This is a genomic window from Neisseria sp. 20925_1_37 (genome assembly GCF_041433255.1).
Lineage (GTDB): Bacteria > Pseudomonadota > Gammaproteobacteria > Burkholderiales > Neisseriaceae > Neisseria > Neisseria flavescens_D.
The window spans coordinates 219,306-242,154 of the sequence record NZ_JAPWBC010000002.1; the positions used below are offsets into that span (position 1 = coordinate 219,306).

At 47.3% G+C, this 22,849-nt stretch carries 17 protein-coding genes; 11 read left to right on the forward strand and 6 right to left on the reverse strand.

Annotated elements, in window-relative coordinates:
- Positions 1–29 precede the first annotated feature (29 nt).
- The 4 genes from O3661_RS02585 (at position 30) to O3661_RS02600 (ending at position 4,444) form a co-directional block, all read left to right on the forward strand.
- Positions 30–1,172 carry a class I SAM-dependent RNA methyltransferase gene (locus O3661_RS02585; RefSeq protein WP_371492196.1) on the forward strand — a complete coding sequence of 381 codons (1,143 nt, stop codon included), beginning with the start codon at positions 30–32 and terminating at the stop codon, positions 1,170–1,172.
- A 286-nt stretch (positions 1,173–1,458) separates the two neighbouring features.
- A complete protein-coding gene (gene nrdG / locus O3661_RS02590) occupies positions 1,459–1,968 on the forward strand; it encodes an anaerobic ribonucleoside-triphosphate reductase activating protein (protein ID WP_371492197.1) in 510 nt (169 codons plus the stop codon).
- A gap of 117 nt (positions 1,969–2,085) precedes the next feature.
- Positions 2,086–3,867 carry an anaerobic ribonucleoside-triphosphate reductase gene (nrdD, locus tag O3661_RS02595; protein WP_371492198.1) on the forward strand — a complete coding sequence of 594 codons (1,782 nt, stop codon included), beginning with the start codon at positions 2,086–2,088 and terminating at the stop codon, positions 3,865–3,867.
- 187 nt (positions 3,868–4,054) lie between these two features.
- Entirely contained in the window at positions 4,055–4,444 is a 390-nt protein-coding gene (locus O3661_RS02600; RefSeq protein WP_070504841.1) for a DUF5339 family protein, read from the forward strand.
- 303 nt (positions 4,445–4,747) lie between these two features.
- On the opposite strand, the gene O3661_RS02605 is transcribed toward O3661_RS02600, so the two are convergent.
- The 3 genes from O3661_RS02605 to rfbD form a co-directional block, all read right to left on the reverse strand.
- Positions 4,748–6,037: a hypothetical protein gene (locus O3661_RS02605; protein WP_371492199.1), complete on the reverse strand. Its 1,290-nt coding sequence runs from the start codon at positions 6,035–6,037 to the stop codon at positions 4,748–4,750.
- A gap of 32 nt (positions 6,038–6,069) precedes the next feature.
- Positions 6,070–8,931 carry an excinuclease ABC subunit UvrA gene (uvrA, locus tag O3661_RS02610; RefSeq protein WP_371492200.1) on the reverse strand — a complete coding sequence of 954 codons (2,862 nt, stop codon included), beginning with the start codon at positions 8,929–8,931 and terminating at the stop codon, positions 6,070–6,072.
- A gap of 150 nt (positions 8,932–9,081) precedes the next feature.
- The gene (gene rfbD, locus O3661_RS02615) at positions 9,082–9,945 is read right to left on the reverse strand and encodes a dTDP-4-dehydrorhamnose reductase (RefSeq protein WP_222571194.1); all 864 of its coding nucleotides are present in this window, start codon (positions 9,943–9,945) and stop codon (positions 9,082–9,084) included.
- A 444-nt stretch (positions 9,946–10,389) separates the two neighbouring features.
- Between rfbD and O3661_RS02620 the strand changes: the two genes are divergently transcribed.
- From O3661_RS02620 to dld, 4 genes are all read left to right on the forward strand, one after another.
- On the forward strand, positions 10,390–11,796 hold the full coding sequence (locus O3661_RS02620; RefSeq protein ID WP_371492201.1) for a calcium-binding protein: 1,407 nt from the start codon (positions 10,390–10,392) through the stop codon (positions 11,794–11,796).
- Between the two features lie 163 nt (positions 11,797–11,959).
- A complete protein-coding gene (locus O3661_RS02625; RefSeq protein ID WP_150540454.1) occupies positions 11,960–12,823 on the forward strand; it encodes a phosphoribosylaminoimidazolesuccinocarboxamide synthase in 864 nt (287 codons plus the stop codon).
- Positions 12,824–13,059: 236 nt separating this feature from the next.
- Positions 13,060–15,180: a polyribonucleotide nucleotidyltransferase gene (gene pnp / locus O3661_RS02630; protein WP_003683274.1), complete on the forward strand. Its 2,121-nt coding sequence runs from the start codon at positions 13,060–13,062 to the stop codon at positions 15,178–15,180.
- Between the two features lie 165 nt (positions 15,181–15,345).
- On the forward strand, positions 15,346–17,037 hold the full coding sequence (gene dld / locus O3661_RS02635) for a D-lactate dehydrogenase (protein ID WP_070748781.1): 1,692 nt from the start codon (positions 15,346–15,348) through the stop codon (positions 17,035–17,037).
- Positions 17,038–17,098: 61 nt separating this feature from the next.
- Here the strand turns inward: dld and O3661_RS02640 are convergent, their stop codons facing one another.
- The 3 genes from O3661_RS02640 to O3661_RS02650 all read right to left on the reverse strand — a co-directional run bounded on the left by O3661_RS02640 (position 17,099) and on the right by O3661_RS02650 (position 20,547).
- On the reverse strand, positions 17,099–18,463 hold the full coding sequence (locus O3661_RS02640) for a sodium-dependent transporter (protein WP_371492202.1): 1,365 nt from the start codon (positions 18,461–18,463) through the stop codon (positions 17,099–17,101).
- Between the two features lie 781 nt (positions 18,464–19,244).
- Positions 19,245–19,928 carry a 16S rRNA pseudouridine(516) synthase gene (locus O3661_RS02645; protein ID WP_371492221.1) on the reverse strand — a complete coding sequence of 228 codons (684 nt, stop codon included), beginning with the start codon at positions 19,926–19,928 and terminating at the stop codon, positions 19,245–19,247.
- A gap of 142 nt (positions 19,929–20,070) precedes the next feature.
- Complete coding sequence (locus tag O3661_RS02650; protein ID WP_049348077.1) at positions 20,071–20,547, reverse strand: hypothetical protein; 477 nt, start codon at positions 20,545–20,547, stop codon at positions 20,071–20,073.
- Between the two features lie 342 nt (positions 20,548–20,889).
- Here O3661_RS02650 and dnaQ point away from each other — a divergent pair, with 342 nt between their 5' ends.
- The 3 genes from dnaQ to ispF are packed head-to-tail and all read left to right on the forward strand — an operon-like array spanning position 20,890 to position 22,822.
- Complete coding sequence (gene dnaQ, locus O3661_RS02655) at positions 20,890–21,627, forward strand: DNA polymerase III subunit epsilon (protein WP_371492222.1); 738 nt, start codon at positions 20,890–20,892, stop codon at positions 21,625–21,627.
- Positions 21,624–22,310, forward strand: a complete 687-nt coding sequence (gene ispD, locus O3661_RS02660) for a 2-C-methyl-D-erythritol 4-phosphate cytidylyltransferase (protein WP_371492203.1) — start codon at positions 21,624–21,626, stop codon at positions 22,308–22,310. Before dnaQ ends, ispD begins: the two co-directional genes overlap by 4 nt.
- 32 nt (positions 22,311–22,342) lie before the next feature.
- A complete protein-coding gene (gene ispF, locus O3661_RS02665; RefSeq protein WP_371492204.1) occupies positions 22,343–22,822 on the forward strand; it encodes a 2-C-methyl-D-erythritol 2,4-cyclodiphosphate synthase in 480 nt (159 codons plus the stop codon).
- Positions 22,823–22,849: the final 27 nt, after the last annotated feature.

A 22,849-nucleotide genomic window follows, 5' to 3' on the forward strand; every position in this document is an offset into this window, starting at 1 on the left:
TCGGATAGCCCTACCCGGAAAGGTTTTATATGACGGTTTATTCACTTTTTATCACTTGTCCTCGCGGTTTGGAAGCGCCTTTGACGCAGGAACTCGACAGCATGGCATGTCAGGATATCCGCGCTGTTGACGGCGGTGTGGCATGTAAAGGCACGATGGAGCAGGTGTATCGCATCAACCTGCATTCACGCGTTGCCAGCCGTGTTTTGCTGCGCTTGACCAAAGGCGGTTATCGCAACGAACACGATATCTACAAACTGGCACGAAATCTGCATTGGACAGGTTGGTTTAAGCTGGAGCAGACCTTTAAAGTCAAAGTCGAAGGCAAGCGTGCCAATGTGAAAAGCTTGGATTTTGTCGGTTTAAAGATCAAAGATGCCGTCTGCGATGCTTTCCGCGATATTTATGATGCGCGTCCGAGCGTGGGCAAAATCAACCCCGATATCCGCATTCATGCCTTTATCGATGAGCGCAATGTGGAAATCTTTATCGATACTTCCGGCGAAGCACTCTTCAAACGCGGCTATCGTCAGGATACTGGCGAAGCGCCATTGAGAGAGAACTTGGCGGCAGGTTTGCTGCTTTTGGCAGGCTACGATGGTACGCAGCCTTTCCAAGACCCGTTTTGCGGCAGCGGCACGATTGCCATTGAGGCTGCATGGATTGCGACACGCCGTGCGCCGGGTTTGATGCGCCGTTTCGGTTTTGAAAAACTGCAAAACTTCGATAAAGAAAAATGGCAAGCGCTGCGCCGTGAGGCTGAAAAACAAATCAAACTGGCCGCCGCGCCCATTTCCGGCAGCGACAACGACCGTTATATGATTCGCGCCGCATTGGCCAATGCCCAAGCAGCTGAAGTGGATAATTTCATCCGCTTTGACGTGCAAGATGCGCAGGCCGCGCGGCCGAACGGCGAACACGGCATTATGATTTCCAATCCGCCTTATGGCGTGCGCCTTGCGGAGGTTCAGGCTTTGCAGGCTTTATATCCGCAACTCGGTACATGGTTGAAACAATATTACGCCGGCTGGCTGGTAGGAATGTTTACCGGTGATCGCGATATGCCGAAATTTATGCGCCTTTCTCCGAAGCGGAAAATTCCTTTGTTTAACGGTAATTTGGATTGCCGATTGTTTTTGATGGATATGGTGAAAGGTTCGAATCGGGGTTAAAACCTGAAATTAAGGCCGTCTGAAAGATGATTTCAGACGGCCTTTTTTGATTTGTTAAAACCGTCTTTGTTATAACGGAGTTTGCTTTTCTTTTTTATATTGATGCACTGAAATTGTTTTCAGACGGCCTTTATCGAGGGAGCCGTGTAGATGTAATTATTGAAATTTACAATCTATCAAATTATAAAAACCTATTACAAAATAAAGATGGATTGTTAAATAAAATACCATATCTAGTAGTATTGTGTTTTAATGCACACCATATCTTGTGTTTTATGGCGTTGCAATGAGCGGTTTGAAATTCACAATCGAGCAAATTGTTTGGCAGGAAGTGCCGGGCGAAGTGTCGCTGGCGTTTCTGTTTTCCGGTTGTCCGCTGCGTTGTAAAGGCTGTCATAGTGCCGATACGTGGAAAGAGGGCATCGGCACGGAATTGACCGAGGATTATTTAAAAGGCCGTCTGAAACGCTATCACGGATTGATCAGCTGCGTGTTGTTTATGGGCGGGGAATGGCAGCCGGAAGCCTTGCAGAAAATGTTGGCCATTGTGACGCAGGAAGGTTTGAAAGCCTGCTTGTACACTGGCCTGGAGCGTGAGGAGCTGGAAGCGGTTTCAGACGGCATTCTGCCTTATCTGACGTATCTGAAAACCGGCCGCTGGCAGATGGAGCTGGGCGGCTTGAACAGCCCGACCACCAATCAGAAGTTTATTGATTTGCGTACGGGCGAAGTGTTGAACCGCTTGTTTATCAAAGACAAACCTGCGCCTAAAGTTTTTCCAGTGGCTTCAATTTAGCTCAATGCTGTATTGCACTGATTTAAATTGAATTTATTGTATTCGCTGACAGCGATGTTTCAGACGGCCTGACCGTCATTGCTTGATAAATCAACCAAACCATACAGGAGAATTAACATGATTCGGCTGCATCCCGAACAGTTAAACGGAAAACTACAATTCATGCGCGACTACATCAGCGCGCAAAACGCGGCGGACGGCTCGAAAATGGACGCCAACGCCAACGTAACGCAAAAAAACATCGCCACGATGGAAGCGGAAATCATGAAAGACTTTTTCGTGCAGATTAACCGCGCCCAAGTGTCGCGCAAAATCGCCGAAATTTTCGACCAATCCGTCGCCGACGAATACATCCGCCAGATTGAGGCGCACGAGATTTATGTGCATGACGAAACCAGTCTCAAGCCTTATTGTGTGTCGGTTACGCTGTATCCCTTCCTGCTTGATGGTTTAAGCAAACTCGGCGGTGAATCCAAAGCACCGCAGCATCTGGCTTCGTTTTGTGGCTCGTTTATCAATCTTGTGTTCGCCATCAGCGCGCAGTTTGCCGGCGCGGTGGCGACGGTGGAATTTCTGACCTATTTCGACTACTTCGCCCGCAAAGACTACGGCGATGATTATTTGGAAACCCACGGCAAAGAAATCGCCAACCACATGCAGCAGGTGGTATACAGCATCAACCAGCCTGCCGCCGCGCGCGGCTATCAGAGCGTGTTTTGGAATATTTCCGTTTACGATCAATACTATTTCGACGCGATGTTCGGCGATTTCGTCTTCCCCGATTTCAGCAAACCGCTGTGGACGAGCGTGGCGAAGCTGCAAAACTTCTTCCTCAAATGGTTCAATCAAGAGCGCACCAAAGCCGTTTTGACCTTCCCCGTCGTTACCGCCGCAATGCTGACCGATGGCGGCAAATGCAAAGACACCGTGTTCGCCGACGAAATGGCGAAAGAGTTGGCGGAAGGCAATTCCTTCTTCGTCTATCTTTCCGACAACCCCGACTCCTTGGCTTCCTGCTGCCGTCTGCGCAATGCCATCGAAGACCGCACCTTCAGCTATACACTCGGCGCGGGCGGCGTGGCGACCGGTTCCATCAATGTCATTACCATCAACATGAACCGGTTGGAACAAGACGGGCGCGACCTTGCCGCCGAAGTCGCCAAAATCCACAAATACCAATACGCCTACCGCAAACTGATGGAAGAATACCAAGCTGCCGGCATGCTGCCCGTTTACGATGCAGGCTTCATCACGCTGGACAAGCAATTCCTCACCATCGGCATCAACGGCATGGCGGAAGCCGCCGAATCGCAAGGCATTAAAGTCGGTTACAACGACGACTATATCAACTTCGTCCAAGGCCGTCTGAAAACCATATTTGAAGCCAACCAAGCCGCCAGCAAACACTACGGCGTGAAATTCAACACCGAGTTTGTCCCTGCCGAAAACCTCGGCGTGAAAAACGCCAAATGGGACAAAGCCGATGGCTACAAAGTCAGCCGCGAATGCTACAACTCCTATTTCTACGTCGTCGAAGACGAAGAAATCAACGCGCTCGACAAATTCCTGCTGCACGGCAAGGAACTGGTGGACTGGCTCGACGGCGGCTCCGCGCTGCATCTAAACCTCGACGAAGCCCTGCCCGAATCCGGCTACCGTTCGCTCTTGGACATCGCCGCGCAAACCGGCTGCAACTACTTCTGCGTGAACGTGCGCATCACCATTTGCAACGAATGCGGCCATATCGACAAACGCACCCTGCACGCCTGCTCTGCCTGTGGCAGCCACGACATCGACTACGGCACCCGTGTCATCGGCTATCTGAAACGCGTATCCGCATTCAGTAGCGGACGGCGCAAAGAGCATGCGCTCAGACATTATCACCGTAAAGCGGCGTAATCGTTGAAAAAAAGATTACTTCAAGCATAAGGCCGTCTGAAACTTCAGACGGCCTTGATTATGTTGAGATAGGCAGGCTCTTTCAATGATATAGTTTTGATTAAAATAAACAAAAACTCTTGACGTCTTCATATAATGAATTAACATATAACATCCTTTAACCTAAATTTAAAAAAGCGAGAGACACATGAAAACATCAGCTTTATTGGCAGCTTTATTGGCAGCCCTGTCCCTGTCAGCATGCGGCGGCGGTTCAGGCTCATCGTCTTCTGCCGTTTGTGACGAGTACGAAAAAGCATTTGCCGAAGCAACTAAAGACGTAGATGCCGCAACCAAAGACATGATGCAAAAATCTTTTGAACAAACCAAAGAAGCGTTGAAAAACCTGCCGGCAGACCAACGCGATGCAACTTGTAAAACTTCTTTGGACGCTTTGAAAGGCGTTCCTGCTGCCGAAACTCCTGAAGAAAAAGCCGAAGAAGCCAAAGATGCCGCTGAAGAGGCTAAAGAAGAAGCAAAAGACGCAGCGGAAGATGCCAAAGAAGCTGCTGAAGACGCAAAAGAAGAAGCTAAATAATACGGCTAAGCTTTACAGAAAAACGGATTCCAATGATTTGGAATCCGTTTTTTGTTATGTGAATTAGGGTAGTTATTTTAGATGAGCTTTTTCAGTTTTCAGACGGCAATTTCTCATGCCGTCTGAAAGTGTTCGTTTTCAACTAAGTTAAAATGTACAACAGCAAACAGTTAATCAAACTAACCGCGTGCGTGCGTACCGCACACACCCTACACGTTGGTTTTGAAGTTCTGCGTAATTCATAGGTAGGGTGTGTGGCGCAGCCACGCACGCGGTCGGTTTGGGTATGCAGGCTGCGGCTTGCTAAATAGAATCGTTAAATTTTGGATAAATAGAAAAGTCAAAATCAGGATATTTTTCACAAATTTTTTCCTTTAGGCTTGCATGGTCGATACGAGCACGTCTTCTATCTAATGTTTGATTGTTTTCCTCAATTTTTTGAAGCAAAAATGCAAAAGAATCTCTATCAAAAATTTCAAGAAATGATGATAAAACAGGAAATCTACTGTCTGCTCCATCATAGTTCCAACTTGAACCGTAATACGTACTAATCAAATTACAAAATAAGCTATCCCATTCCGCGCTATCGGAAAGATTACGTAATTTTAAGATTTGTTCTGATTTAAGGATTGGATTCTCATCTCCACTAATCCAATCACTTATTTTCTGATAATGCTGTTTTAAATTTTCTCTAGCAAACCAACCCATTATCTTTCCATTAGGAGTTGTGTCGATAACATATTGAATTTTTATTTTTGCATCATCAGTCAAGTTTTCATAAATAAAATCAAAAGTTGATATAAAGTCAATAAGCAAAGAAATAATAGAAGGATCATCTGCAATCTGACTAAAATATTCCTTATTGGAAACAAATAATTGATTAATATTTGAATTTCGATTTGCAATAACTCTTAAGGCTGAATAATTTATTAGTCTGTTTTTTGAGCATTCTTCATTATCCAATCTAAATACAAGTTTCCACATGGATTTAAAAATTTGGCTTTCTGTTTCTGATTTCATTCTATCTAAATATCTACTTTCCAAATAACGCTTCATATTTTTTTCTGTCTGCAACGCTGAAGAATTATTGGATATGTCATGTAAAATCTCATCTAAAATTTTATTTGTATAGAATGGGGGTTTTATCAGTACATCCTCCAAGCTATTTCTTAGCAAGGCTCGGACTACTTCTTTATTGGGTGAGTGAAGTTCAGCATTACCAGTTAATACTGGATGAGCAGATAAATGTCTCTGTTTTTGCAAAAATTCTAAATTCGTGTACTCAATATTGTCGATTAAATTTGTTTTTTTCCATGATTCTTCAACTAACTTCATCTCCCATTCGGATGATTTGGGATTACTATTTTGAATATCTTGTACTGAAGTAAGGATGTTCTTTGCTTGTCCATCATTATGTAAATCAACTAAATTTTGAAGTTTATATAGAATGTCACACACAACAACAGACCAAAGCATTACTACCGAAGAACGGTAGTTTCCATTGTTGTATGAAGACAAAACTTCTTCAAAATATTCCTTCGTTTTGCTAAAGTAAATTTTTTCAGCAACATGTTCTAATGAAAATTCTTGCATCGTGTACTTTCTTAATTGAAACGTTGAGAAAATTATTTTTTGTTATTGAATAACATCCCTTTTAAATACTTCCCAGTATAACTCCCCTTAACCTTCGCCACTTCCTCGGGGCTACCACAAGCAATAATCCTCCCCCCACCATCACCCCCTTCCGGCCCTAAGTCCACAATCCAATCCGCAGTTTTAATCACATCCAGATTATGCTCGATAATCACAATCGAGTTGCCTTTGCCTTTCAGACGGCCTATGACTTCCAGCAGCAGGGCGATGTCGGCGAAGTGCAGGCCGGTGGTGGGTTCGTCGAGGATGTAGAGTGTTCTGCCGGTGTCGCGTTTGGAGAGTTCCAAGGCGAGTTTGACGCGCTGGGCTTCGCCGCCGGAGAGGGTGGTGGCGGATTGGCCGAGGCGGATGTAGCCTAGGCCCACATCCATCAGGGTTTGCAGTTTGCGCGATACGGTGGGGACGGCGTCGAAAAATTCGCGGGCTTCTTCGACGGTCATGTCGAGGACTTGGCTGATGTTTTTGCCTTTGTATTGGATTTCGAGCGTTTCGCGGTTGTAGCGTTTGCCGTGGCAGACTTCGCAGGGGACGTACACGTCGGGCAGGAAGTGCATTTCGACTTTAATCACGCCGTCGCCTTGGCAGGCTTCGCAGCGGCCGCCTTTGACGTTAAAGGAGAATCTGCCGACGTTGTAGCCGCGTTCGCGTGAGAGGGGTACGCCGGCGAAGAGTTCGCGGATGGGGGTGAACAGGCCGGTGTAGGTGGCGGGGTTGGAGCGCGGGGTGCGGCCGATGGGGGATTGGTCGACGTTGATGACTTTGTCGAGGTGTTCGAGGCCGCGGATGTCGTCGTATGGGGCGGGTTCTTCTTGGGCGCGGTTGAGTTCGCGGGCGGTGATTTTGGCGAGGGTGTCGTTAATCAGGGTGGATTTGCCGCTGCCGGATACGCCGGTGATGCAGGTAATCAAACCGAGCGGCAGTTCGAGGGTAACGTTTTTGAGATTGTTGCCGCGCGCGCCTTTGAGGACGAGCATTCGGTCGGGATTGACGGGCGTGCGTTCAGACGGCACGGCAATGGATTTTTTGCCGCTGAGGTATTGTCCGGTAATAGATTTTTCGCATTTGGCGACGTTTTCAGGGGTGTCGGCAATCAGTACGTTGCCGCCGTGTTCGCCCGCGCCGGGGCCCATATCGACCACGAAATCGGCTTCGCGGATGGCGTCTTCGTCGTGTTCGACCACAATCACGCTGTTACCCAAATCGCGCAGGCGTTTGAGGGTGGCGAGCAGGCGGTCGTTGTCGCGCTGGTGCAGGCCGATGGAGGGTTCATCCAATACGTACATCACGCCGGTCAGGCCGCTGCCGATTTGGCTGGCGAGGCGGATGCGCTGGGCTTCGCCGCCGGATAGGGTTTCGGCGGAGCGGCTCAAGTTCAGGTAATCCAGCCCGACGTTAATCAGGAAGCCGAGCCGCTCGGTGATTTCTTTGAGGATTTTTTCGGCGATTTGTTTTTTGTTGCCGTCTAAATCCAGCGTTTCGAAGAATTGGTGGGTTTTGGTGAGCGGCCAGGCGGAAACTTCGTGCAACGGTTCGCCGCTAACGTAAACGTAACGTGCCTCTTTGCGCAAACGCGCGCCGCCGCAGCTCGGGCAGGCGCGGTGGTTTTGGTATTCACGCAGTTTTTCGCGTACGGTTTCGCTGTCGGTTTCGCGGTAGCGGCGTTCGAGATTGGGAATGATACCTTCAAAGGCATGGCTGCGGTTGAAGGTGGTACCGCGTTCGGACAGGTAAGTGAAGTCGATGACTTCTTTGCCCGAGCCGTGCAAGACAACTTTTCTGACTTTTTCCGGTAGGGTTTCCCAAGCGGCGTTGACATCAAATTTATAATGATGCGCCAGCGATTGAATCATTTGGAAATAGAATTGATTGCGCTTATCCCAGCCGTCAATCGCGCCTGCGGCTAAGGATAATTCCGGATGGGCAACCACTTTTTCGGGATCGAAGAAGTTGGTGTTGCCCAAGCCGTCGCAAGTCGGGCAAGAACCCATAGGGTTGTTGAAGGAAAACAGGCGCGGCTCTAATTCGGGCAGGCTGTATGAACATACGGGGCAGGCAAAACGCGCGGAGAACCAATGTTCTTCGCCGCTTTCCATTTCCATCGCCAGTGCGCGTTCGTTGCCGTGGCGTAATGCGGTTTCAAAACTTTCTGCCAGCCGTTGTTTGATGTCGGCTTTTACTTTCACGCGGTCGATGACGACGTCGATATTGTGTTTGATGTTTTTTTCCAGCTTCGGTACTTCGTCAAGCTGATAGACTTCGCCGTCTACGCGCACACGGGCAAAGCCTTGAACCTGCAAGTCGGCAAAGAAATCGACAAACTCGCCCTTACGCTCGCGCACCGCCGGTGCAAGAATCATCACGCGCGTGTCTTCCGGCAGCTTCAAGACGGCATCGACCATCTGAGATACGGTTTGGCTCGACAGCGGCAGCTTGTGTTCGGGGCAGTAGGGGGTGCCGACACGGGCGTACAAAAGGCGCAGGTAATCATGGATTTCCGTAACGGTGCCGACGGTGGAACGCGGATTGTGGCTGGTGGATTTCTGCTCGATGGAAATTGCGGGCGACAGGCCTTCGATCAAATCGACATCGGGCTTGTCCATCATCTGCAAAAACTGCCGCGCATAGGCGGAAAGGCTTTCAACATAACGGCGTTGGCCTTCGGCATATAAAGTATCAAACGCCAGCGACGATTTGCCGCTGCCTGACAATCCTGTTACCACCACGAGCTTGTGGCGCGGAATGTCCAAATCGACATTTTTCAAATTATGTGTACGTGCGCCGCGGATGCGGATGGTGTCATTATCGTGTGAATGTTTGGGATGATGGTTGCACATATTGTCAGGCCGTCTGAAAAATAAAATAAACGGCTATTGTAGCACTTTTCAAATGACAGACTGGATAGATAAAGCATTTGATATAAAAGAAACAAAGAGGCCGTCTGAAAATATGTTTTCAGACGGCCTTGATATAGATGAATCAGCTTATCAGTCGATTTTGCGGAGAATTTCGCGCAGGGCTTTTTGCCAGTCTGACGGTTTGATACCAAACTCGGTCTCTAGGCGTGAGCAATCCATGATGCTGTATGCCGGACGCGGAGCAGGCAGGGGATATTGATCGGTAGTAATCGCGTTCAGTTCCGGAATGCGGAAGCTGTCGTCTAATTGGTGGGCCGTCTGAAAGATGGCTTTGGTAAATTCGTACCATGTTGCCGACTTATTGCCACAGTAATGGAAGATGCCGCGTGGGGAAGTAGGCTGTTGCAGTAAACTGATGATGGCGTGAGCCAAGTCGCCTGCATAAGTCGGGCAGCCGGTTTGGTCGTGGACAATAGAGAGGGAGTCACGTTCTTTGGCAAGGCGCAACATGGTTTTGACGAAATTGTTGCCGTATTCGCTAAACAGCCATGAAGTACGGACGATTGTACTTTCCGGATGCGCGGCTAAAGCCAAAAGCTCGCCTGCCACTTTGGATTGACCGTAAGTGCTGCGCGGATTGGTGTAGTCGGTTTCGCGGTAAGGGCGTTTGCCTTCACCGTCGAATACATAATCAGTGGAAATATGGATAAAGCGGGCGTGTGCGGCGCGGGCGGCTGCGGCAAGGTTGTGAACAGCGGTTGCGTTGACGGCAAAAGCAGCCTCTGCGTTTTCTTCTGCTTTATCGACGGCAGTGTAAGCTGCGGCATTAACGATGGCATCTGGTTGGAAATTTTTGATCATGTGATGCACGGCTTCGGTATCAGTAATGTCCAGCGAAGTAGAGTCGGTAGCAATCAGTTCCCAATCTTCGGGCAGGCGGTCGCGCAGACAACGGGCAAGCTGGCCTTTGGCTCCGGTCAATAAAGTACGCATGGTTGAGTATCTCCTCTGATAGCTGTTGAATAGGTGTTTGTGTCATTATAGTGTAAATACGACAAATTCACATTATTGGCGTAGAACAAAATGCAGAGGAAGTTGTATTTGGGTAAATTGTCGATATTATCTATCCATAATAATAACCGTTTATTGGTATTATGTTTGTTTACTATAACTAGAGTTAAAATTCAGCTTTTAACAAGATAGATAAAGGATCTATGCTGTTTGAGAGAGTGTGAATCAATGTTAATGTTTTTATTGTTGCTAGGATAATGGAATTTAAAAACAGGCGAAACTCAATCCTTTTGTCGGCAAATTCTACCGTTTGATATTTTTGAGTAAATATTTTGAAAAATATTACTAAAATAATAATTGAGCAAGGGCGGATTTGCTCGTTCCGTCAGCTCGATATCTTTATTAACTATTTTGGGAGTAATTATTATGGCATACTGTTACGGGGGGTATTATGCTAGACCCCTGGTTAGTTCTTACTGCGCTCCTGCGCCTAAGGCTTCCTACTCTTCTTACTACTGCGCTCCTGCAGCAAAATCTTCTGTTTCTATCGGCAGCATCGCTAGCATTGCTAGCGTCGGCGTGTCAGTAGTTAACGCGGTAACCGGTTTGGTTTCTGCTATTGCGGCTTTCTGCCCACCGGCAAAAACTCCTAACTACAAATGTGTTCCGGTTTGCCCACCTTACAACTGCGATCCAATCAAACCGATCCCATGTCCAAAACCACAACCTAAACCTCAGCCTAAACCTCAACCAAAACCTGAGCCTAAACCTGAGCCACAACCAGAACCGCAACCAGAACCAAAACCACAACCAAAACCTGAGCCTAAGCCAGAACCAAAACCTGAGCCTAAGCCAGAACCGAAACCTGAGCCAGACTGCAAAGACTGTGTTGACGACCATAACCAAAACAACTCATACGGTCACGAAGACAAAAACCCAGGTAATGTCATTCGAGCTGAAGACTGCAAAGACGGCAACGTTATCCGCGGTACTGATGCTAAAGATACCATTTATGGTACTGCTTGCGAAGACATCATCTACGGTGGCAACGGTACAGACGTAATCTACGCCGGTGCTGGTAACGACACCATTTACGGTGATGCCGACGGTGACTCTCTGTACGGTGAAGAAGGTAAAGACTACCTGCAAGGTGGTGCCGGTAACGACTACCTGAACGGTGGTTCCGGTGCTGACATCATGCGCGGTGGCGACGGTAACGATGTTTACTTCGTTGACAATGCCAACGACCAAGTTATCGAGTACGGCAATGCACAAGCCGGTATCGATACTGTTCGTACCGTTATCGACTACACTCTGACCGATCACGTTGAAAACCTGATTTTGCAAGGTATGCAAAACCTGAACGGTACCGGTAACTCTTTGAACAACAACATCGAAGGTAACGGCGGCGACAACCATCTGTACGGTTTGGCCGGCGACGACTGCCTGGTGGGTAAAGACGGTAACGACTACCTCGACGGCGGTGTCGGCAACGACATCCTGATCGGCGGTACCGGTAACGACACTTACTTCTTCGACAAAGGTTACGGTCACGACACTATCCGTGAAGAAAGCGGTAATGACACCCTGTTGTTCGGTAAAGGCGTTGCAGCTTCCGACGTATTGCTGAGCAAATCTGGTGCTAACCTGACTGTTTCTGTCGGTACTAACGACAGCATCACCATCGACGACTGGTTCACCGGTAACGATCACAAAGTTGAAAACTTCAAGTTTGCTGACGGTAGCACTTACCAAGTAACCGGCCACGGCGACTACTACTCTCTGTCTGCTGTGAACCAAATCCAAGATCAGACTCAGGCTCCTGCTATCTGATAGAATGATGGTTTTTAGGGTTCTTCCCTGAAATCAACGAATAAGGCCGTCTGAAACCAAAATATAAGGTTTCAGACGGCCTTTATTTTGTAAACAATCTGACGAAAGATGCTAAATTGGGCTAGAATACCAAATTCTTCTGTTTACCAAAGAGATACCCGAAATGTCTGAAATCAGCTTGAAAAAAATCTACTCCGGCAAAGTACGCGATTTGTACGAAATTGACGATAAACGAATGTTGATGGTTGCTTCCGACCGCCTGTCTGCATTCGATGTGATTTTGGATGATCCGATTCCGGGTAAAGGGGAGATTCTGACGCAGATTTCCAATTTTTGGTTTAAAAAACTGGCTCATATCATGCCTAACCATTTTACCGGTCAGACGGTTTATGATGTTTTGCCTGAAAACGAAGCTAAAGTTTTAGAGAAGCGCGCCGTCGTGGCTAAAAAACTCACTCCGGTGAAAGTGGAGGCTATTGTGCGTGGTTATCTGGCAGGCAGCGGTTGGAAAGATTATCAAAAAACTGGCTCTGTTTGCGGTATTCAACTGCCTGAAGGTATGCAGGAAGCACAACAACTGCCTGAAGTGATTTTTACGCCGTCGACCAAAGCCGCAGTTGGCGATCATGATGAAAACATCAGCTTTGAAGAATGCGAACGCATCATTGGTAAAGAGCTGGCGGCGGAAGTGCGCGCCAAAGCGATTCAGCTTTATACAGAAGCGGCTGAATATGCGAAATCCCGCGGTATTATCATTTGTGATACCAAGTTTGAATTTGGTTTGGATGAAGAAGGTACGCTGACTTTGATGGACGAAGTGTTGACGCCTGACTCCAGTCGCTTTTGGCCTGCAGACCAATACAAAGTCGGCACCAATCCGCCGTCTTTTGACAAACAATTTGTCCGCGACTGGCTGGAGCAAAGCGGTTGGAACAAAAAAGCGCCTGCGCCTAAAGTGCCTGCCGATGTGATTCAAAAAACAGTCGAAAAATATCAGGAAGCATTGACTTTGCTGACTCAGGATTGATTTTTAAGTTTGAAGGCCGTCTGAAAAGGATATGTTTCAGACGGCCTTTTCATTGTATAAATACTGGATTTTAAGGATGGTTGCCTTTATAATCGAGAGTTGTTTTCAGCGTCTTAAAGGCCGTCTGAAAGCTTGTTTATAACCTGCCGCACGGTCTGAAACCCTAACTATGCACATTCGGATTTTAGTGTGCATTATTAGTGTTTTAGCAGTGCGGTATTTTGAAAGGAACAATAATGTTCAATAAACACGTTAAGACCTTCCAATACGGTAATCAAACCGTTACTTTGGAAACCGGCGAAATCGCTCGCCAAGCCGCAGCTGCCGTTAAAGTATCCATGGGCGATACCGTTGTTTTGGTTGCCGTTACCACCAACAAAGAAGTGAAAGAAGGCCAAGACTTCTTCCCTCTGACTGTCGATTACCTCGAGCGTACTTACGCAGCAGGTAAAATCCCCGGCGGTTTCTTCAAACGCGAAGGCAAACAAAGCGAAAAAGAAATCCTGACCAGCCGTCTGATCGACCGTCCGATTCGTCCTCTGTTCCCTGAAGGCTTCTACCACGACATCCAAATCGTAGCGATGGTGGTGTCTGTTGATCCTGAAATCGATTCTGACATTCCTGCAATGTTGGGTGCATCTGCCGCGCTGGTGTTGAGCGGCGTACCATTTGCCGGTCCGATTGGCGCGGCACGCGTGGGTTATGTAAACGGCGTGTACGTTCTGAACCCGACTAAAGCCGAGTTGGCCAAATCACAATTAGACTTGGTTGTTGCCGGTACTTCTAAAGCCGTGTTGATGGTGGAATCCGAAGCCGACATCTTGTCTGAAGAAGTAATGTTGGGTGCAGTTGTTTACGGTCACGATCAAATGCAAGTGGCCATTAATGCCATCAATGAGTTTGCCGACGAAGTCAACCCGGAAGTTTGGGATTGGAAAGCACCTGAAACCAATGAAGAATTGGTTGCAAAAGTACGCGAAATTGCCGGCGAAACCATTAAAGAAGCGTTCAAAATCCGTCAAAAACAAGCGCGTTCTGCCAAATTGGACGAAGCTTGGAATGCTGTAAAAGAAGCGTTGATTACCGAAGAAACCGACACCTTGGCAGCCAACGAAATCAAAGGCATTTTCAAACACTTGGAAGCCGATGTTGTCCGCAGCCAAATTTTGGACGGTCAACCGCGTATCGACGGTCGCGACACCCGCACTGTTCGTCCGTTGAACATTCAAACCGGCGTATTGCCGCGCACTCACGGTTCTGCACTGTTTACCCGTGGCGAAACCCAAGCTTTGGCTGTTGCAACTTTGGGTACTTCACGCGACGAGCAAATCATTGATGCGCTGTCCGGCGAATACACCGACCGCTTCATGCTGCACTACAACTTCCCGCCATACTCTACCGGCGAAGTGGGTCGCGTAGGTGCGCCAAAACGTCGTGAAATCGGTCACGGCCGTTTGGCTAAACGTGCGTTGTTGGCCGTATTGCCGGAACCTGAAGATTTCAGCTACACCATGCGCGTGGTTTCTGAAATTACCGAATCCAACGGCTCTTCCTCTATGGCTTCCGTCTGCGGCGGCTGCCTGAGCCTGTTGTCTGCCGGTGTGCCTTTGAAAGCACACGTTGCCGGTATCGCCATGGGTCTGATTTTGGACAACAACAAATTTGCCGTTCTGACCGACATCTTGGGTGACGAAGACCACTTGGGCGATATGGACTTTAAAGTAGCCGGTACAACCGAAGGCGTGACCGCGCTGCAAATGGACATCAAAATCCAAGGTATTACCAAAGAAATCATGCAAATCGCTTTGGCTCAAGCCAAAGAAGCACGTTTGCACATCTTGGATCAGATGAAAGCCGCTGTTGCAGGCCCACAAGAACTGTCTGCACACGCGCCACGCTTGTTCACCATGAAAATCAACCAAGACAAAATCCGTGATGTTATTGGTAAAGGCGGTGAAACCATTCGTTCGATTACTGCTGAAACCGGTACTGAAATCAACATCGCTGAAGACGGTACCATCACTATCGCTGCGACTACTCAAGAAGCAGGCGATGCAGCGAAAAAACGCATCGAAGAAATCACTGCCGAAGTGGAAGTGGGTAAAGTGTACGAAGGTACTGTGGTTAAAATCCTCGACAACAACGTTGGCGCGATTGTCAGCGTGATGCCGGGCAAAGACGGTTTGGTACACATCAGCCAAATCGCCCACGAGCGCGTACGCAATGTCAGCGACTATCTGCAAGTAGGTCAGGTTGTAAATGTGAAAGCATTGGAAGTGGACGACCGCGGCCGCGTACGCCTGTCTATCAAAGCTTTGCTGGAAGCTCCTGCTCGCGAAGAGAAAGCAGCCGAATAATCTGATTATTCAAGTTTGAAGCAAAAGGCCGTCTGAAATTTTCAGACGGCCTTTTGTTTATTTAAAAGATGAGTTTAAAAAACGGGTTTTGCCTTTACTTTGATTGAACGGATTACTACAATGCTTGCAATCTAATAAATATATTAATCTCTCAAGGAGTATGCAATGAATGCTACACAATTAATCAGTCGGCTGACGCAAACCGTCGGCGAAAAATATATCATCACAGACCCGGCAAAAACTGAACAATACCGTCAAGGCTACCGTTTTGGCGAAGGCAAGGCGCTGGCAGTTGTCCGTCCGGGTACGGTTTTGGAAATGTGGCAAATTTTGCAGGCGTGTGTTGAGGCTGATGTTATCGTGATTACGCAGGCCGCCAATACCGGTCTGACCGGCGGCTCGACTCCTGACGGCAATGATTATGACCGCGATATCGTAATTGTGAATACCATGCGTCTGAACATCATTCAGCCGATTAACAATAACGAACAGGTTGTCTGCCTGCCCGGTTCTACCCTGAATCAATTGGAACTGCTGCTGAAACCTTTAGGCCGTGAGCCGCACTCCGTGATCGGTTCGTCCTGTATCGGCGCATCTGTATTGGGTGGCGTATGTAATAACTCGGGTGGCGCACTGGTACAGCGTGGCCCGGCTTATACGGAAATGGCCCTGTTTGCGCAAATTAACGAAGAGGGCAAGCTAGAGCTGGTCAACCATTTGGGTATTGATTTGGGCGAAACCCCTGAAGAAATTTTGACCAACTTGCAAGGTTTCCATTATCAGCGAAAAGACATTACGCAAGATGCAGGCAAAGGGCATGACCATGCTTATTGCGATCATGTCCGCCAAGTGAATGAACCGACTGCCGCCCGTTTTAATGCTGACCCTGCGCGTCACTACGAAGCATCAGGTTGCGCGGGCAAGCTGATGGTGTTTGCCGTACGCTTGGATACTTTCCCGCAAGAAAAACAGACTGCCGTGTTCTATATCGGCACCAATGATATTAATGAGCTGACCGATATTCGTCGTGCCGCTTTGAGCGAGTTTAAAAACCTGCCTATTTCCGGTGAGTATATCCATCGTCATGCTTTTGATATTGCTGCTGTTTATGGCAAAGATACGTTTTATATCATCAAGACGTTCGGTACCCACCAACTTCCGAAACTGTTTGATCTGAAAGCCCGTGTGGATAGATTCAGCAAAAAGATAAGTTTCTTGCCGAAACACTTCTCTGATAAATTCATGCAACTAATCAGCAAGATTTTGCCTGATCACTTGCCGAAATCTATGCGCAATTATCGCGACAAATACGAACACCATTTGATCTTGAAAATGGGTGGCGAGGGCGTAGAAGAAGCGCGTGCTTTCTTGAAAGAATATTTTGCAACCCATGGCGGCGCATTCTTTGAATGTAATGCCGAAGAAACGCAGGCGGCCATGCTGCATCGCTTTGCTGTGGCTTCTGCCGCGATCCGTTACCGTTCTGTACATGATGATGAAGTAGAAGATTTGGTTGCGCTCGATATTGCCTTGCGCCGTGATGACCGTGATTGGTTTGAAACACTGCCGCCGGAAATCGACAATAAAATTATCCATAAATTGTATTACGGACATTTTATGTGCCATGTGTTCCATCAGGACTACATCATTAAAAAAGGCAACGACTGTATGGCTTTGGAACATGAAATGCTCCATCTGCTTGACCAACGCGGTGCGCAATATCCTGCCGAGCATAATGTCGGTCATCTGTATGAAGCCAAGCCCGAGCTGAAACAGTTCTATAAAAAACTTGACCCGACCAACAGCTTCAATCCCGGTATCGGTAAAACCAGTAAGAAGAAAAACTGGGCAGAATAAAGCATAGTTAAAATATAAGGCCGTCTGAATATTTCAGACGGCCTTTTTATATGCTTGCTTATCAGAACAAGTTGCTGGCAAAAATCAGCAAAATTACCAATGGAACGAGATATTTCACATAGGCAAACCAAATATTGACCGTCGTATGGTTGCCTTTATAAAGTAATTCATCCTTCGCTTCGTCCTTCATCACGAAACCGACAAACAGTGCAGAGCCGAGCGCGGTCAGCATAAACAAGATGTTGCCGCTGATGTAGTCAAAGGCATCAAAAATATTTTTACCGAACACGGAAACATCTTTCCACGGGCCATAGCTCAAAATAGACGGAATGTTGCCGAAGATGAAGATGGCGGCTAAGACAATCGTAATCGCGGCGGTACGGCGGATTTTGGTTTTCTCCTGAATCGTCGTAATCAACACTTCATAAATCGTCAGCGAAGTGGTCAGAGCGGCAATCAGAAGCAGCGAGAAGAAAATCACGGCGAACACAGGTCCTGCCCACATATTCGAGAACACGATCGGCAGGCTTTGGAACACCAGCGTCGGGCCGGAGTTAGGGGCAACGCCAAAGCTGAAGAGGGAAGGGAAAATCATAAAGCCGGCCAAGACGGCAATCAAAGTGTTGGTAATTGCGGTAATTACGGCTGTCTGAACCAGATTTTCGTTTTTATCCAGATAGCTGGATAACGTAATCATCACGCCGAAACCCAAGCTTAAGGCGAAGAATACTTGTCCCAAAACGAAGACGAACAGTTTGGCTGTAATTTTGCTGAAGTCAGGTTTCAGATAGAAGGTAATGCCTTCCATTGCGCCCGGCAGGGTAACGTTGCGCACGACCATGGCAATCAGGAATAAAAACAACAAAGGCATCAGGTATTTTGCTGCTTTTTCAATACCGCCGATCACGCCTTTTACCAAGATCCATTGGTTCACAACCACAAATAGGAAGGTGTAAAACGCAATTTCCCAAGGGCTGTTTTCGATGTGTTCGGTAAAGAAGCTTTTGGTAACTTCACCGGAAACCGGGCTGGAAATGTCCAAATTACCGCCAATGATATTAACGATGTAGCTGATAACCCAGCCGCCTAGTACCATGTAATAGGCCATGATGCCGAATGCGCCGAGCAAGCCCATCCAACCGACCAACTTCCAAACTTTGGCAACGGGTTTGCCATTCATTGTGCCCCCAAATGCATCCAGCGCGTTCACGCCCTTACGGCGGCCGATGACGTTTTCGACCAAAATCATCGGAATACCGATGACCAGCATGGCGATACAGAACAGAAACACATACGCGCCGCCGCCGTTTTCACCGACCAAATACGGGAAACGCCATGTTGCGCCAAAGCCGACAGTCGCGCCGGCAACGGTAAGGATGTAAGTCAAACGGTTGGACCAGGTTTGACGGGGTTGATTGGAAGACATAAATACTCAGATGCATAAAAATAAAGACAACATTTTACCGCAAAGATTTAACGAATCTTGACTAAAGTCTGAAAAGAAAATTGGTTAAAAAAACCATGTAATGAAGAATTTTTAGTGGGTTCCTCTAGTTTTCTTAGTATTGAAACCTGCAAACAGAGAATTTGGCTGAAGCGATATGAATGATTGAAAGAGCCGTAACGATAAAGGCCGTCTGAAAAGTGGGATATGGGAAAGGGTTGTTGTGAGGATATTGGATAGCACTAAAGTGTGCTTTCAAGTATGTCGGCAACAAAGATGGTCTTTCTCTAAGACTGTCTAATAACATCCTGTAACCTTAGCTTGGATAGTTGCCGATAGTTTTTCTTTCTATAAAACGATTTGTCTGAAATGGGAACGGCGCAGATTGATGCGGAAGAGACGAGAAAGAGAAAAGGGATAATGGCAAGTTAATGAGTGGGAGATGAGATTGAGTAATAATGGCTTTTTTAGATGAGAAAGGCCATCTGAAAGTGCATTCGTTTGGTTGCCAAATTTTAGATAAAAAAAACCATCTATACTAAGGGGAAAGTATAGATGGCCAAACACATTACGGGGAAAACGTCTTACTCACTTACTCACTTCTTTCGAAGCAAGTGTTACTCAGACAGGCGAATTATACAATAGTTCAGTCTTTACAGTGTTAAATTCTGTTAAATAAAAATAATAAGGTTTAGATGTTTGATTTTAAATGTATAAAAAATCTATATTGTTTAAAAATTTATCGAAAAAATTTGGAATTTTTTTAGATCTGGATAAATTTCCATTCTCCGGCGGCCAAATCATCGACATTCCAGTCGCCGAATTTCTCACGGTGGAGCTGCTCGACACGGTTGCCTGCGGCTGCAACCATGCGTTTGACCTGATGGTATTTACCCTCGGTAATGGTCATCATCAATGTGGTTGGGTCGGCCAATACTGCTTCGGCCGCGGCGACGGTTTCATTATCGTCATGTAGGAGGACGCCATTTTTCAGCGTAGCGCAAAGGGTATCGTCGGCAGGATGTTTCAAAGTGACGCGGTAGAGCTTCGGAACTTTGTGCTTGGGCGAGGTAACGCGGTGGTTAAATTGCCCATCGTTGGTAATCAGAATAATGCCGGTTGTGTCTGCATCCAAGCGGCCGACTGCCTGCATATCGATATTGCGCATGTGGTCGGGAAACAGACTGAAGATGCTTGGATATTGCTGAGGTTTGTGCGAAGTTTCGTAATCTGCAGGTTTATGAAGCAGAATGTAGAAATAGGGCATGGGTACGGCGGCAATTTCTTCGCCGTCAACAGACAGGGTGTGCACTTGAGACGGGTCGATATCGTCTTTGGCGCTATTATGAATTTCGCCGTTGATGGCAATGCAGTCATTGTCTATCAGCCATTGGCATTGCTTGCGGCTGCCGAGGCCTTGCGATTGGATGTATTTGAGCAGTTGCATGGTTAAAAAGTAGGAAATGTTCATACGGCCTTTATTGTACTGGAAAATCGGTTTTGAGGCCGTCTGAAAAGCAGAGGCAAAAAAATCGCCCCTTTAAAATGTTAAGGGGCGCAAAAGGAACACAAACCACTACCAAAAACTGTTACAGGGCAAATTCTCCTATTTGATGCGTTGCCGGATAAAGTGCTTTCATCAGGTCATGTGGTGAAAGCGAGAAATCTTTGCTGTTTGTCGTCAGACGGCCTTGCTGAGGCGTGAGTTCGAGCAATCGGGCGTTTGCCGACTGGATGAACTTGTTTTTCGTGCGCTGCATTTTTCGTTGCAGAGCGGAAACAACGCGGTTGTACAGACTGTCTTTTTGCTTGACTTCGCGTGTATCGGCAACCCAGCTCAAACGCGTATTGCCGTCTTCATCTTCAATCAGTAGGATGCCGGTTTCTGATTGGGGCGATTTGCCCATGCAAGGGAGCCAAACATAATAGCGGCCATCTAAAGTAATGAAAACTGCGTCATGTACTTCGCATTCGTCGCAACATTTGGTGGCGATCAAAGAGCGGATGGCTTGTTGGTGCAGTCTCAGAATATCAAGGGAGACTTGCTTAAAAATACTTTCGGGCATTTTCTTCTCCTTTCATTCTGTTGTGCGGTTGTTTTGTTTCGATGGGTTGTATTATACGGCGATTTTTTAAATTTGCAAATGATAATTGTTCCTATTATTTAAATAATAAGTAAGGTATTAATTATTAAAGAAATTAAATTTAAAAAATTTTGTAGAAATTGGCTTTTCTACTCAAAATTGGAGTAATAGCTGACTAATAGATGAAAAAAGAATAAAGGCCGTCTGAAAAAAAAACAGCTATAAAAGGGTATTTCAAAAGCAGCTAAAGTTTTGCTGACTATACATTTCAGACGGCCTTCAGTATGATTCAAGGCGTTTTGATAATTGCAGAAATCACCAACCATGAGCCAACGTCAGATTATCCTCGATACGGAGACCACGGGTCTTTATCCTGAAAACGGCGACCGTCTGGTCGAATTTGCCGGCTTGGAAATGATCAACCGCCAAATGACCGACTCCAACCTTCATTTATATGTCCACCCCGAGCGCGATATGCCGGAGGAAGCGGCGAAGGTACATGGTTTGACGATTGAAGTATTGGAAGCGAAGAATGCGCCGCCGTTTGCTCAAGTGGGTAAACAGATTGCCGACTTTATACGTGGCGCAGAGCTGATTATCCATAATGCTAAGTTTGACGTCGGCTTCCTGAATATGGAATTCCGCCGCATGGGACTGCCTTCTATTGAGGAACTGGGTTGTAAAGTGACCGATACGCTGGCTATGGCGCGTGAAATGTTCCCGGGGCAAAAGGCGAGTTTGGATGCGTTGTGTAACCGCTTTTCCGTTGACCGCAGCAAACGTGTTTTGCACGGCGCGTTAATCGACTGCGAGCTTTTGGGTGAAGTCTATCTTGCCATGACGCGTCAGCAGTTTGACCTGATGGGCGGAGAGGTGGAAGAAGAGGGCGAAGTCAAACCCACCATTATTGCTGAAACCAAACGTACGTCGCAGTTGAAAGTCATCAAAGCCGATGCAGCCGAGCTGGCCGCACATGAAAAATATTTGGACGATTTGGGTGAAGCGTGCGTATGGCGCAAGGCTGAAACGCCGGATGAGGCCGATGCCGGAGCGTCAGCATGATGCGCCGCAATATCGCTTTGATTCCTGCTGCCGGTGTTGGGGGGCGATTTGGTGCGGGAAAACCCAAACAATATGTTGAAATCAATGGTAAAACCGTATTGCAACACACCATAGAAATTTTTGAGCAACACTCACGCATAGATTTAATTGCCGTTATTCTTTCGCCGGAAGATTCGGTTTTTCAGACGGCCCTGTCTGAGAAGGTGCGTGTCTTCCGAGTGGGCGGTGCAAGTCGTGCCGAAACAGTACGCAACGGCGTATCTACTTTATTAGAACAAGGTTTGGCCGAGGCGCAAGACAATATTTTGGTCCATGATGCCGCGCGCTGTTGCCTGCCTGCCGAAGCGTTAACGCGTTTGCTTGATGAGGCAGGTGAGAGCAATGAAGGCGGTATTTTGGCCATACCGGTCGCCGATACGCTCAAGCGGGCAGATGGCAATCATCATATTGATGAAACCGTTGCGCGCGCAGGATTATGGCAGGCGCAGACGCCGCAGCTTTTTCAGACGGCCTTGTTACACCGTGCTTTATCGGTTGATGATTTAAGTGAAATTACGGATGAAGCATCAGCGATTGAAAAACTGGGTATCTGGCCGCGCTTGGTGCAAGGCGATACGCGCAATTTGAAATTGACGCTGCCGCAAGACGAATACATTGTCAGATTGTTGCTCAAGGCCGTCTGAACAATCAAAACCCATTATTTAAGGAAACAAACATGAATATCCGTGTCGGACAGGGCTACGATGTCCATCAGCTGGTCGAAGGACGAGATTTGATACTCGGCGGCGTCAACATTCCGTTTGAAAAAGGCTTGCTGGGTCATTCAGATGCCGATGCACTGTTGCATGCGATTACCGATGCGCTGTTGGGTGCGGCCGGTTTGGGCGATATCGGCAGTCATTTTCCTGATACTGCCGCCGAATTCAAAGATGCAGACAGCCGTGTGCTGTTGCGCGAGGCTTATCAAAGCGTGCAGGAGTTGGGTTGGAAGGTAGTTAATGTCGATACGACCGTGATTGCGCAAAAGCCAAAACTTGCGCCGCATATTCCGGCAATGCGCGCCAATATCGCTGCAGATTTGGATTTGCCTGCAAACTGCGTGAACATCAAGGGTAAAACCAATGAAAAACTTGGCTATCTGGGGCGTATGGAAGCCATTGAAGCGCAAGCGGCAGTATTGCTGATTAAGGCCTAAGAGCTTAAAATTACTTTATTATTCAAA